Source organism: Armatimonadota bacterium (assembly GCA_018268395.1).
Taxonomy (GTDB): domain Bacteria; phylum Armatimonadota; class Fimbriimonadia; order Fimbriimonadales; family Fimbriimonadaceae; genus JAEURO01.
In genome coordinates, this window is sequence record JAFDWQ010000005.1 from 213,814 (window position 1) to 226,321 (window position 12,508).

Below are 12,508 nucleotides of genomic sequence, written 5' to 3' on the forward strand. Positions count from 1 at the left end.
GCCTTGAGCGCCCGAGGGGCGCACTGCCTCTACAAGACAGACCGGATCCCGATTTCGGGGTCCGGTCACTCTTTGGGCCGCCGGGTCAGGACGACAGGCGGGTCGCCCTCGCGGACGAACACCACCGTCCCGTCCTTGTTCAAGGCGAGCTTCCTGCTCCCGGTCATGTCGCGCGTCTCAGAGGGCCGGAGCCCGTCGACTTCCCTGACGTTCAGTGTCGCGGTGTCGGAACCGTAGGAACCGCTCCCGGTCTTCGCGAAGCCCTCCTCCGTCAGCCTGAAGGTGCCGTCCGGTCGGACCGTCAAGCGGACGAGGGCGAGCGTTTCGGCCACCGACCTGTCTTCACCTGGAGGCAGGTTCAGAGGGCGCCGGCCGATCCACTCCCCGGTCCAGTCCCCTCGGTCCGAACACCCCGCCGGCACCAGTGCGCCGAGCAAGGTGACGCCTATAATCCACCTCATGACCGCCATTTCTCCGGACGTATACCTTTCCCTTGGTCTGACGCCGGAGGAGTTCCAAGAGATCCGAAAATTGTTGGGCCGGGACCCTTCGGAGACGGAACTCGGCATGTTCTCGGTGCAATGGAGCGAGCACTGCTCCTACAAGTGCTCCAAGCGCGTCCTTTCTTACTTCAAACGGTACAAAGAGGCGGTCGATGGCGAGGGGCTGGAAAACGCCGGGGTGGTCCCGATCGGAGACGGCCTCGGCGTCGTGATGAAGGTCGAATCGCACAACCACCCGTCAGCGGTCGAGCCTTATCAAGGCGCGGCGACCGGCGTCGGCGGGATCATCCGCGACATCTTCACGATGGGCGCCCGCCCGATCGCGTCGCTGAATTCGCTCCGGTTCGGGCCGATCCGGGACGGCGACACGGAGCCGGCGACGGTCCGCCGCAACCGATACCTGTTCGAACGCGTCGTCGCCGGAATCGCCGGATATGGGAACTGCGTGGGCGTGCCCACGGTCGCGGGGGAAGTGTCGTTCCACCGCCGGTACAGCGGAAACCCGCTCGTCAACGCCATGGCGGTCGGGCTCCTTAAGACCGACGCCGTCGCGACGGCGGGCGCGCAAGGCGAGGGCAACCCTGTGATCTATCTCGGGTCGGCCACGGGCAAGGACGGCATCCACGGGGCCAGCTTTGCAAGCGAGGTCTTAGGCGAAGACAGCGAATCCAAGCGGCCCAACGTCCAGATCGGCGATCCCTTCGCGGAAAAACTCCTGATCGAGGCGACGCTCGAGGCGTTACAGACCGGTGCCGTCCAGTCGATCCAGGACATGGGTGCGGCCGGATTGACCTGCTCGACCACTGAGATGTCGTCCAAGGGCAGGGTGGGAATGGAGATCGACCTCGACCTCGTCCCGATGCGCGAGTCCGACATGACCGCGTACGAGCTGATGCTGAGCGAAAGTCAGGAACGGATGCTCTGCGTGGCCCACCGGGGCCGCGAACGCGAGGTCATCGACGTTTTCGCCAAGTGGGGCCTTGCCGCTGTCGTGATCGGTCGGGTGACGGACGACGGACGGGTCAAGGTCTGGCGCCATGGAAAGCTCGAGGTCGACGCGCCGAGCCTGGCTTTCACCGACGGGTGCCCGTCCTTGGCCTTGCCGACGCATGAACCGGCCCGGTATGCGGAGTCCGCGACGTTCGATCCGGCCGGACTGGCGGAGACCGACCCGCTCCAGGCCCTGGAGACCCTCGTATCGTCGCCGGATCTGGCCTCGAAACGTTGGGTGTACCGCCAGTACGACCAGTCCGTGCAGACCCAGACGGCGCTTCTGCCGGGCGACGGGGACGCGGCCGTCCTCTGCCCGCGAGGGACGCGGAAAGGTCTGGCCCTCAAGATCGACGGGAACTCCCGATGGGTCGCCCAAGACCCTTACGTGGGCGGCTTGCTCGCGGTCGTCGAAGCCGCCCGCAACGTAGCGTGTACGGGCGCCATGCCCGTGGCGGTAACGGACGGCCTCAACTACGGGAATCCGAAAGATCCAGAAGTCTATTGGGAGTTCGAGCGCAGCGTCCGCGGCTTGGCCGACGCCGCCGAAGCCCTGGAGACGCCCGTCGTCAGCGGCAACGTCAGTTTCTACAACGAGAGCGAACTGGGCGAAGTCCCGCCGACACCCCTGATCGGCATGTTGGGGGTGATGGACGACGCATCGAAACGGGTCGGCGGGACGCTGCGCCCAGATCAAGACGTGTACGCTTTGACGTGCGGCGTAGACAGCGGTCCGCAACAGGGACTCGGCGCCAGTTCCTACCTTGCCGAAGTGCACGGGATCGAGGACGGTCGTCCCGTCGCCCCCGACTTGATGCTTGAAAGGGCCTTGCACGCCACGCTCGTCAGGATGGCGTCCGAAGGCGCTGTATCGGGTTGCCACGACTCGAGCGAAGGAGGGGCCGCGTTCGCCCTGGCCGAAATGGTCATCAGATCTGGCGCGGGCCTCAAGGCCGACGTTGCCGGTTTGCCCGGATTGGGGAGCCGGACGGACGCCCGCTTGTTCGGCGAAGTTCCAGGAACGGTGTTCCTCGGCGCCGACCCTGGTCAAGAGGAGCGGCTGTCCGGGCTCGTCGAACCCGGTCTTCAGCTTGTACGCATCGGACGGACGGACGGTTCGGGAACGTTCGAACTGAGCGGGAACGGTCGCGTCCTTCTTTCCGTCCAAACCTGTAGGCTTGAGGGATTGTACGAATCGGGCATACCGGCATCATTGGGGGATTCCTGACCGGAGATTTGCCGGATTGACGGGCAGAGGCCCGTGTCTCGGGCAGGGGCGGCACGCCTCGTGCTTTAATGAGACCAAGGCCCTTAGGTTCTATTCGCGGGGATTGAGACAATGAAGAAGATTGTTGCGGCCATTTGTGCCTGTGCGTTGCTGACCGTGGCGCAATCGGCGTTCGCACAGGAGCAGCCCAAGCAGCCGAAACCGTCGCGGGCGTTCCTCGCAGGCGTCGTGTCGGCCGTCAAGCTTTATACCGAGAAGAGCGATGCTCCAGCGGCGGTCAAGGCGCTCGGCGAACTGGAGAAGAAGGAGCCGGGCAACTTCTACGTCAATTCTTGGCTCGGCTACATCCACATGCAGGAGGGCCGGTACGAGGACGCCGTCGCTCCGTATCGGGCCGCCCAGAAAGCCGATCCGAGCGACACCGTCACGATGACCAACCTTGCGGTGTGCTTGGACAAAGCGGGCCGGAAGGACGAAGCGTACGAGGCTTATCGTGCGCTGAACGCGGCGAAACCGGGGAACGCGACGGTCCTTAACAAACTCGGCCTTTTGAGCCTGGACCGGAACGACGCTGCCGGCGCGGTCGCTTACCTCGAAGAGGCGGACAAGGCGTCCCCGAACGACAAGGTCATCGTGGGCAACCTGGCTTCGGCCTACATGAAGGCGAAGGAGACCGACAAAGGGATCGCGACCTACGACCGCCTCGTGGCCCTCGAACCGGACCGGGAGACGCTGGTCGCCGCGCTGTCGTGGCTCGGATTCGCCGCCGTCCAGAACAAGCAGTACGACAAGTCGATCGGTTACCTGGAACGGGCCCGCGAACTGAGGGAGAACGACCTCGAGGTCCTCAACAACCTCGCGAACGCCTATGCGAACGTGACCCCGCCCCAGACCGAAAAAGCGGCCGCCGCCTATCGCCAAATGGTGGCGTCCGATCCGAACCTCTACGAGCCTTGGTACAACTTGGGCGTCCTCTATCTCAAGCAAGAAGACGCCGACCGGGCGATCGAAGCGAACCAGCAGGCCTTGAAGCGCAAGCCGGGCGAGCCGTTCGCTTCGAACAACCTGGGCCGTGCGTACGAAATGAAGGGGCAGACGCAATTGGCGGCCGAAAGCTATGCCGCCGCGTCGAACGCCGATCCGAAGTCCGTGCTGTTCGCCCACAACGCCGGCGTCGCGTTCGCGGCGGCCAAAGACGATCTGAAGGCGATCAAGTACTTGGAGCGGGCCGTCGCATTGGGCGACGAGGACCCGGACGTGGTGTTCGTCTTGGGAGAGCTCTATGGACGCAACGGTCGGACGGAAGAGGCCGCAGAACTCTTGGTCAAGGCGACCGACCGGATCCAGAACAGGGCCGACCTGTGGTTCAACCTGGGCGTCGCCAAGCAGAAGAAGGGGGACACCGAAGGGGCTGCGGAGTGCTACCGCAAAGCCCTTGAGATCAAGCCCGACGACATCGATGCGAACCAGAACCTCGCTCTGATCCTGTGGAAGAAGGGCGACGTCGCTGGAGCGACGACCCTGTTCGCAAAGGTCGCGGGCATGAACCCGTCGAGCATCGACGCGAAACTCAACTTGGCCGCCGCGTATTACAAGGGCGGACGGGTCGAAGACGCTGTCGACCTGTGGAAGCAGGTGCTGCAAGCACAACCGAAACGCACCGACGTCCGTCTGAACCTGGCTTCGACCTTGTGGTCCCAAGGCGATTATGAAGGCGCCCACGTCCATTACAAAGCGGCACTGGCCGAGCGGCCGAAAGACGCGATGGCGTTGAACGGCGTCGGCCTGTGGCAGTTGCGCGAAAGCAAGACGTCGGACGCTGTCGCCAGCTTCCGGGCCGCCGTGGAATCGAACCCGAAATACCTGCCTGCCTACAACAACCTGGCCGTGGCGCTAGAGCGTTTGAACAAGCGCGCCGAAGCGATCGCCGTCCTGGAAAGGGCCGTGAAGATCGATCCGAGATACGAAGACGCGCAGAGGAACCTGAAACGCCTGAAGTCCGCCGGGTAAGACTCTCGGCGTGAGGGTCAACCTTCTCGTCAACCTTTACCGACCGGACGCCATACGGGCCGCCAAGTCGACGGCCGAATGGCTCCGGTCGCGCGGCGTCACGGTCGGCTCCGACCGCGAAGGCGCCGCCAGCCTGGGGGTCGAATCCTTGGCTCCGGACGAACTGGCGCACGCCGACCTCATGATCACGTTCGGCGGTGACGGCACCTTGATCCATGCCGCCCACATCTGTGCGGCTGAAGGGACGCCCGTCCTGGGCGTGTACTACGGACAGTTCGGTTTTGTGACCCAGGTCGAACCTGAGGAGACCGGCGCGGCGCTCAGCCAGTTCATGGACGGCCAGGCTTCGATCGACGAACGGATGATGATCCAGACCGACCTCATACGGGAGGACAAAGTCGTCGCCACGCTCCACTCCCTGAACGAGTCGGCGGTCCAAAGATCGGCCACGACCCGGATGCTCACGTTCGACACCCGGGTGAACGGCCGACTCCTCGCCCGTTATCCGGCCGACGGCGTCATGGTGTCGACCCCGACGGGGTCGACGGCCTATGCTCTGTCCGCAGGCGGGCCTGTGGTGGACCCGTCGATGGAAGCTATCCTCATCACGGCCATCATGCCGCACACCCTCTCCGCCCGTCCCCTCGTCCTCCGCTCGGACTCTCTGATCGAGATCCGCGTGGAGACGCGCGGCGATGCGGTGCTCTCCTGCGACGGTCAAAGCCGCTTGCACCTTCTGAGCGGAGACTTGGTCAGGGTGACGAAGTCGCCCCGGAAGACCCGCCTGGTCTCGGTCGACGAGCAGGACTTCCTCGAAAAGCTCTCGGACCGGTTACGGTGGAGCCAGGGCCGCCGGGAGGACGACTTCTGAGCCTTCTCGAAGTCGACGGGGCCCAGGTCTCCTTCCGCGTCCGAGGAGGCGAGGTCAGGGCCTTGGACGGCGTCAGCCTGTGCGTCGAGCCGGGAGAGACCGTCGCCGTCGTCGGCGAGTCCGGATGCGGCAAGACGACGCTCGCCAGGGCCGTCCTCGGGCTCCAACCGTTGAGCGGCGGTTCGATCACGGTCGCAGGTCGGGCCGTGAAAGGTGTCGAGCGTGGACAAGCTTCGACGGTCGGTATGGTCTGGCAAGACCCGTACGCCAGTTTGGACCCTCGCTGGAAGATCCAGGACGTCATCGCTGAACCGCTGAAGCTCGCGGACAAAGACGGCGACGTGTCTTCGGTCTTGACCGAGGTCGGATTGGACGCGACGTTCGCCGAGCGCTATCCGCACCAGCTCAGCGGCGGTCAACGGCAACGGGTGGCCATCGGACGGGCCCTGGCCCTCCGTCCGCCGCTCGTCATTTGTGACGAACCGACGGCGGCGCTCGACCTCAGCATGCAGGCCCAGATCCTGAACCTGCTTCGAGACCTGCAGAAGTCGCTCGACTGTGCCTTCCTTTATATCTCGCACGATCTGACGACGGTGCGCTTCCTTGCCGACCGGGTCGCCGTGATGTACCTGGGCCGGATCGTCGAAGAAGGGCCGACGGACAAAGTGTTCGGCCGTCCCGAGCATCCGTACACGGCTGCCTTGATGGCGTCGGCGCCGACGCTGGAGACGTTAGGGACTTTGCCCGAAACGGCGAAAGGGGAAGTGCCTGATCCGCGTAGAATCGGCGCAGGTTGCCGGTTCGCGTCCCGGTGCCCTCGCGTCGATGACGAGTGTCGCCTCGCGGCTCCGGCCCTCGTCGGGAACGACGGGCACCGGGTGGCGTGTTTCCACCCATTGGTCGAAACGTCCGCCGAGTGAATCGTTCTCGGCACGTCTACCGTCTGATAGACGCCTTAACCTGTTATTAAGAAATGGAACAGACCCCGGCCCAGCGACCCGCGTATAACCGAGAGATCGGCGAGTTGGAACAGAGCGTCATCGAAATGGCGAGCGGCGCTGAGTCGATGGTGACGCGTGCCGTCGACGCCCTCCAGAGGTTGGACGTCTCCTTGGCCCGGGAAGTCTTGAACGACGACGATGACATCGACGTCATGGAGATCGAACTGGAGCAGCGGTGCCTTCGCCTGCTGGCCCTCCAGCAACCGATGGCGCGGGACCTGCGCGAGATCGGGACGGTCATCAAGATCGTCACCGATATCGAGAGGATCGGCGACCTCGCCGTCGACATCGCCAAGATCTGTATGAAAGTCGAGCACGAGCTCGGTGCGACGAACTACGTCGACGTGCCGTTGATGGCCAACGTCGCGAGGCAAATGATCCGCCAATCCATCCAGATGTTCGTCCGGAAGGAAACCGAGCCGTTCGACGATCTGCAGAAGTTGGAAGACCGTGTCGACGAGTTGTACCGGACCCTGCGCAGCCAGATCTTCGACTACATGATCAAGAACCCCGACCAGGTCGTCGCCGCCGGCTGGCTCCTTTTGGCGATCCATCACATCGAACGGATCGCCGACCATGCCCTCAACATCGGCGAGCGGACGTACTTCATGGTCACCGGACAGGCGTCGAAGAAGGTCGGTTGACGTGGTCGGGGCCCTCGTCCTCACGTTCCTTTACGTTCAAGACCCGGTCCAGACACCCTTCCCGTTCACGGACGTCAAGGTCGGCTCGGGAAAAGCCGCCGGGCTTGGCGACCGCGTGACCGTCCACCTTCATGTCCGAACGGAAGACGGCAAAGTCATCGTCGATTCGGTCAAACGGAGACAGACCTACACGTTCCTATTGAAAGCCCGACCGGACCAGAAGTGGACCGAAGCGGTCGTCGGAATGAAGCCGGGCGGCGTGCGCAGGATCCGGTTGACGCCGGAACAAGGATGGGGCAAGACGGGCAATCCGCCCGTGGTCCCTCCTGACGCCACGCTTGTCGTCACCGTCACGGTCAAGGCCGTCACCCCCTCGGAGTAGACTCCCGCCCGATGCGAGAAGACCTTCGAGAGCTCTGGCGTTTCCGCGAGTTGCTCTGGGCGATGGTCGAACGCGAACTCCGGATCCGCTATAAGAACAGCTTTCTCGGATTCTTCTGGTCGCTCCTCAACCCGCTCTTGACCGTGAGCGTGATGTGGCTCGTGTTCCGGGTCTTCCTCCACAATGCGACCCCGAACTTCACCCCGTACGTCCTCTCGGCGTACCTCCCGTTCCTCTTCATCAATCTGGCGGTGATGGACTCGGCCCAATCGGTCATCACGTCGCTACCGGTCGTGAAGAAGGTCTACTTCCCGCGAGAGATCCTGCCTTTGGCCTCCGTCCTTGCGAACTTCTTCCACTTTCTCTTGGCGATGGGAGTCTTTTTCGCGTTCTTGTTCACGGTGTGGGCGACGACAGGTTTTCACGATTCTCCGTTCACGTGGCGCATCGGCTTCCTTCCCGTCCTTCTCGTCGTGACGTTCGCACTGACGGCGGGCCTTTCGTTGATGATCTCGGCCCTTAACGTCTTTTACGAAGACGTGAAGTACGTGGTGGGCGTGCTGCTGTACTTGACCTTCTTCCTGACACCGATCATGTATTTCAGCGAGAACGTCTATTACTCGTTGAAAGAGAAGGGGCTCGTCCAACTCTATTACCTCTATCACTTGAACCCGATCGCGACGCTGGCGACCGCTTACAAAAAGGCGCTCGTCCCTCCTGGTCAGGTCGACGCCGGCGGTGGGATCGGACTGATACCGGCGTTTCCCATGCATTGGGGCCTGTTCGCGGTCGCGACCGTGGTCTCCTTCGGGGTCTTGATCGCCGGATACGCCTTGTTCAACCGCTTGAAGTGGAGGTTCGTCGAACGGCCATGAGCGAGACCGCGATCTCCGTCCAAGGGCTCCACAAGGAGTTCGCTTTGTCCCACAGCGGTGTCGGGTCGCTGAAGACGCTGGCCCTTTGGTGGAGGCCCCGTAAGCTCGAACGGCTTCACGTGCTCAAGGGGCTGGACTTTGACGTGCGGCGCGGCCAGTGCGTCGCCGTCGTCGGCCGGAACGGGGCAGGGAAGAGCACGCTCCTTTCGCTCCTTGCGCGAGTCTACAAACCGACGTCGGGCACGATCGAGGTCAAGGGTCGGATCGCACCGCTCCTCGAACTGGGCGCCGGGTTCCATCAGGACTTGACCGGACTTGAGAACATCCTGTTCAACGGCATGATCCTCGGATTGACGAGGAAGCAGGCGTTGGAGAGGACTCCCGCGATCGTCGAGTTCGCGGAACTCGGGAGCCACATCGATGCGCCCGTCCGGACGTACTCCAGCGGAATGCAGGCGAGGCTGGGCTTCTCGGTCGCGGTCCACGTGGACGCGGAGGTCCTCATCGTCGACGAGGTGCTCGCCGTGGGAGACCAGGCCTTTCAGGAGAAGTGTTACGCTCGGATCGCGGAGTTCCAGGCCGGCGGCGGAACCGTCCTCTTCGTGTCCCACGACATGGACGCGGTTCGGCGCGTCGCGCACCGCGTGGTCTGGCTCAAAGGCGGGCAGGTCGTGCTCGACGGCCCTCCGGAACCGGTCATCGCCGAATACCTTTCCCACGGTTCTGAACCGGACGGGCTATGAACCCTCTCGCGACGTGCCCCGCGGATCGGGCGGCCCTTCGAACGGTGCGAAGAGGACGCGCGCGAACAACGCGACGCGTCGGCGGAAGCCCGCGACCGAGCCTAAAGTGACCACCGTCGCGACCGTCCAGACGGCCAATCGGAACAAGGCGCCGAAGCGGTCGAACGCCCAACAGACGTCGGCCGCGAACGCCCCGGAGTGGATCTTGAAGAACCGCTCCTTGCCGCTGTTGTAGCGGGCGACCGAAGCCCAGCGTGCAGACGCGCTGGACGCCCCGAGTTCGTGCCCGAAGACGGCGTCGGGGACATAGACGATCCGACCCTGACGGAGGAGCCGGTGGCAAAGCTCCGTATCTTCACAGTACAGGAAGAACCGTTCGTCGAACCGTAGACCCGGCCGCATCATCAGACAGGCCCCCATGACTTGGGCGACATCGTAAACGCGGTACATCGGATTCGGATAGAAGTCCTGGAATTCGAGGAGCGACCTGGTCAGCCAGTAGGGTGTCGTGGTGCTCGCGGCCTCGAGGAGCTTCTCGAGCCAGGTCTGTTCACAGAAGACCGCCCACAAAGTCAGGCCCTTCGCACAAGAGTTCTGGGTCGCGTCGGCTTGCGCTTGGAACAGCTCACGGTAACCGCTCGACCGCTCGACGAAGAGGCGGGCGGTCTCGGATCGGAACAAACCGATCTTCGCAGGGGCGACGAGGCGCCCTCCGCAGGCGACGATGGATTCGTCGGCCATCGTCTTCGCGAGCAGGCCGATGGCTCCCGGCTCGGCAAAGGCGTCGCTGTTCAAGAGCAGGGCCAGATCGCCCGTCAGGAGGTCGAGCCCTTGGTTGTTGGCCGACCCGAAGCCGACATTGACCGCGTTGCGCACGAGCCGGACGTGAGGATAGAACACGGAGACCGCATCGGCCGAACCGTCGGTCGAAGCGTTGTCCACGACGATGACTTCGTCCGCCTCCTCAAGGGAGTCGAGACAGCGACAGAGCAGGTCGCGCGTGTTGAAGCTGACGACGATGACGCTGACCCGCAAGTTGTCCTCCAGTTAACCCAAAGGGCTGTGCCAAAATCCTGCCTTATGTTGCTGTCCCGCGAAGGGTACGACAAGCTGAAGACCGAACTTGACCAACTCAAGTCGGTCGAGCGGCAGCGTATCGCTGACAATATCCGCGAAGCGAAGTCTCATGGAGACTTGCGGGAGAACGCGATGTACCACGAGGCGCGGTTGAACCAGAGACGGCTCGAAAGCCGGATCTCGGAGCTCGAACGCGTGATCTTGACCGCGCAGATCGTCGACAAGGAAGACCGGGAGGAAGGGACCGCCCATCTCGGCACGAAGGTCACGGTGAAGGACCTCGAGTGGGGCGACGAGCTCGCTCTGACGTTGGTCGGGGCGTTCGAAGCGGACCCGACGAACGACATGATCTCCATCACGTCCCCTCTTGGGGAGGCCTTGGTCGGAAAGACGGTCGGGGCGGAAGTCGAAGTCGTGGCCCCTGGCGGTACGCAGAAGTACGAGATCCTTTCGATCGAAGCGGTCGAGTGACCCTCCTCCAGAAACTTTTCAGCGGCCCGGACCGTTGTTAAGAATGGCGCGGTCCCGTTCCCAGGGGCCGTGTACTTTTCACCAAAACAGGAGGTGGTGCACGGGAATGACAGATCAACAACGTAACCAGAGAGGTGCGGGGTTTTAGCGACCCTGGACACGAGACTAGGGTTCGTCATGAACCGCGGTCTCTCTGGTAAAAACCAAAACCCCGGCCGCCAGGCCGGGGTCTTTTCTTGTATCCGGACGCTTTCTGGAGGCGTCAGCCCCCGACCTTGAGCACGGCCGCATCGATCAGGACGCACGGCGCCGCGACGCTCGAAAAGCCGGTCTGGCGGATCTCCGTCCGCGCCGACATCCGTCCGTCGGTCCCGACGTATTGCGACAGCGGAGCTTGAACAGCGACCCCGTTCGACGTCTGATAGCCCGTTCCGATCGGGGCCCCGTCGAGCAACGTGTCGTAGCTCTCGGAACCGTGGACGTCCGGATCATGGCTCAGCGAGAGCCTCAGGGCGAACTGGCCGAACGTCGCCATGCGTGCCGTGACCGAGACCACGATCGACGTCGGTTGTGGCTTCGTCGTGTGGTACGTCGTCCGGATCCGGACGATCGGCGACTGGGCGTTCGGAGCGACGAACTTACACACGCGTTCGGCGACGCCGTCGACGACTCCCAAGTCCTGGAACGAGCCGGACGCATTTTTGCCGAGTTCGACGACGGCCTCTTCCGGCGCTAGGGTCTCGACCGCGCTGCTGGGCGTGTACAACATGGCCAACATCGCACCCAGCGGATCGGGGCACAAGCCATAGGTGTAGTCGTAGAATTCGTCCGGGTCGAGGAAGCCGTCCCCGGGATAGAAGTCGTCGTCCCAGATCGCTCCCTGCCCCGGGCCACTGGGGTTGCCGGACTTGCCGGGCCCCCACATCATGTTCTGACCGACGCCGAGGAACAGGTCGATACCGTTGTAGTCGCCGTGGGCGACCAAGAACCCTCCCGCACCGTCTTGCGGCAGGCGGAGCGGTGCACCGAGTCCGGCGAGGTCGACGTCGGCGAAGTAGTAGCCCGTGTCGCCCAGGATCCCGCCGAACGACACCATGACGGCGTCGATGTCGCTGCGGCCCGTGTTCGGATCCAGTCCGTTGCCATGGGAACCGGTCGCGAAGTCGTCGCACGTGACGACCAGTGTCGTCGAATTGTTGACGTTGGCCGTTTGGTACCACGCGAACTGGATCCGGTCGACGTTCTGACCTTCGGCTCCGGGAGCGACCTTCAGGTCTTCGTACCGTAGACCGTGCTTATACGTGGCCCCGAACCAGTACCGATAGTCTGCTTTACCGCAGTCCGGTCCATAGAGCCCGTCCGTGACGAACGTGTCTTGCGGGTTCGGAGTCGTGAAGAACTCGCATCCGTCATAGGCGAAGGTCGTCGAGGCGGCCGGTTTTTGCATCCCGGAGATATAGGGCTTCCACGGGCCCGTCTTGACGCGGACCACTTTGCCTTTCACCGAAACGATCTTCGCAGAGGCGACGGCGACGGGCTCGACCCGAATGCCGGGCCCGAACAGCGACGGGCGCTTTTGGGCCGGTGCATCCAAGGCGAACGCTAAAAGGGACAGTGCGGCAAGCAACCTCATCATGGACGTGAGACCAGGCTCTATCCTATCACGATCCGTTCCGAAGATGTGCCGGATCGCGCCTGAGGCCCGATTCCTGG

Annotated in this window: 12 protein-coding genes; 9 read left to right on the top strand and 3 right to left on the bottom strand. The window is 63.4% G+C overall.

All coding sequences use genetic code 11. The features are described from left to right. Window positions 1-65: 65 nt before the first annotated feature. On the bottom strand, window positions 66-461 hold the full coding sequence (locus tag JST30_10680; protein ID MBS1714788.1) for a hypothetical protein: 396 nt from the start codon (window positions 459-461) through the stop codon (window positions 66-68). On the opposite strand from JST30_10680, the gene purL reads away from it, so the two are divergent. The 8 genes from purL (at window position 460) to JST30_10720 (ending at window position 9,247) form a co-directional block, all read left to right on the top strand. Further along, on the top strand, window positions 460-2,721 hold the full coding sequence (purL, locus tag JST30_10685; GenBank protein ID MBS1714789.1) for a phosphoribosylformylglycinamidine synthase subunit PurL: 2,262 nt from the start codon (window positions 460-462) through the stop codon (window positions 2,719-2,721). The two genes, JST30_10680 and purL, sit on opposite strands and share 2 nt — an antisense overlap. A gap of 111 nt (window positions 2,722-2,832) precedes the next feature. After that, window positions 2,833-4,731, top strand: a complete 1,899-nt coding sequence (locus JST30_10690; GenBank protein MBS1714790.1) for a tetratricopeptide repeat protein — start codon at window positions 2,833-2,835, stop codon at window positions 4,729-4,731. A 10-nt stretch (window positions 4,732-4,741) separates the two neighbouring features. Then, window positions 4,742-5,602 carry an NAD(+)/NADH kinase gene (locus JST30_10695; GenBank protein ID MBS1714791.1) on the top strand — a complete coding sequence of 287 codons (861 nt, stop codon included), beginning with the start codon at window positions 4,742-4,744 and terminating at the stop codon, window positions 5,600-5,602. Beyond that, a complete protein-coding gene (locus tag JST30_10700; protein ID MBS1714792.1) occupies window positions 5,599-6,522 on the top strand; it encodes an ABC transporter ATP-binding protein in 924 nt (307 codons plus the stop codon). Before JST30_10695 ends, JST30_10700 begins: the two co-directional genes overlap by 4 nt. A 53-nt stretch (window positions 6,523-6,575) precedes the next feature. Then, window positions 6,576-7,247, top strand: coding sequence for a phosphate signaling complex protein PhoU (gene phoU, locus JST30_10705; protein ID MBS1714793.1), 672 nt, complete (start codon window positions 6,576-6,578; stop codon window positions 7,245-7,247). A gap of 1 nt (window position 7,248) precedes the next feature. After that, a complete protein-coding gene (locus JST30_10710; GenBank protein MBS1714794.1) occupies window positions 7,249-7,629 on the top strand; it encodes an FKBP-type peptidyl-prolyl cis-trans isomerase in 381 nt (126 codons plus the stop codon). Window positions 7,630-7,640: 11 nt separating this feature from the next. Continuing rightward, on the top strand, window positions 7,641-8,504 hold the full coding sequence (locus tag JST30_10715; protein ID MBS1714795.1) for an ABC transporter permease: 864 nt from the start codon (window positions 7,641-7,643) through the stop codon (window positions 8,502-8,504). Beyond that, window positions 8,501-9,247: an ABC transporter ATP-binding protein gene (locus JST30_10720; protein MBS1714796.1), complete on the top strand. Its 747-nt coding sequence runs from the start codon at window positions 8,501-8,503 to the stop codon at window positions 9,245-9,247. Before JST30_10715 ends, JST30_10720 begins: the two co-directional genes overlap by 4 nt. Here JST30_10720 and JST30_10725 read toward each other — a convergent pair. Further along, on the bottom strand, window positions 9,242-10,282 hold the full coding sequence (locus tag JST30_10725) for a glycosyltransferase (GenBank protein ID MBS1714797.1): 1,041 nt from the start codon (window positions 10,280-10,282) through the stop codon (window positions 9,242-9,244). The genes JST30_10720 and JST30_10725 overlap by 6 nt on opposite strands. Window positions 10,283-10,327: 45 nt before the next feature. Here JST30_10725 and greA point away from each other — a divergent pair, with 45 nt between their 5' ends. Then, window positions 10,328-10,795, top strand: a complete 468-nt coding sequence (gene greA, locus JST30_10730) for a transcription elongation factor GreA (GenBank protein ID MBS1714798.1) — start codon at window positions 10,328-10,330, stop codon at window positions 10,793-10,795. A gap of 262 nt (window positions 10,796-11,057) precedes the next feature. On the opposite strand, the gene JST30_10735 is transcribed toward greA, so the two are convergent. After that, the gene (locus JST30_10735; protein MBS1714799.1) at window positions 11,058-12,431 is read right to left on the bottom strand and encodes a hypothetical protein; all 1,374 of its coding nucleotides are present in this window, start codon (window positions 12,429-12,431) and stop codon (window positions 11,058-11,060) included. Window positions 12,432-12,508: the final 77 nt, after the last annotated feature.

Excerpts from the sequence above, each read along its gene's own strand:
- purL (MBS1714789.1), top strand. The coding sequence starts at position 460 with ATGACCGCCATTTCTCCGGACGTATACCTTTCCCTTGGTCTGACGCCG.
- JST30_10680 (MBS1714788.1), bottom strand. The coding sequence starts at position 461 with ATGAGGTGGATTATAGGCGTCACCTTGCTCGGCGCACTGGTGCCGGCG.
- JST30_10690 (MBS1714790.1), top strand. The coding sequence starts at position 2,833 with ATGAAGAAGATTGTTGCGGCCATTTGTGCCTGTGCGTTGCTGACCGTG.
- phoU (MBS1714793.1), top strand. The coding sequence starts at position 6,576 with ATGGAACAGACCCCGGCCCAGCGACCCGCGTATAACCGAGAGATCGGC.
- JST30_10715 (MBS1714795.1), top strand. The coding sequence starts at position 7,641 with ATGCGAGAAGACCTTCGAGAGCTCTGGCGTTTCCGCGAGTTGCTCTGG.
- JST30_10720 (MBS1714796.1), top strand. The coding sequence starts at position 8,501 with ATGAGCGAGACCGCGATCTCCGTCCAAGGGCTCCACAAGGAGTTCGCT.
- greA (MBS1714798.1), top strand. The coding sequence starts at position 10,328 with ATGTTGCTGTCCCGCGAAGGGTACGACAAGCTGAAGACCGAACTTGAC.
- JST30_10735 (MBS1714799.1), bottom strand. The coding sequence starts at position 12,431 with ATGATGAGGTTGCTTGCCGCACTGTCCCTTTTAGCGTTCGCCTTGGAT.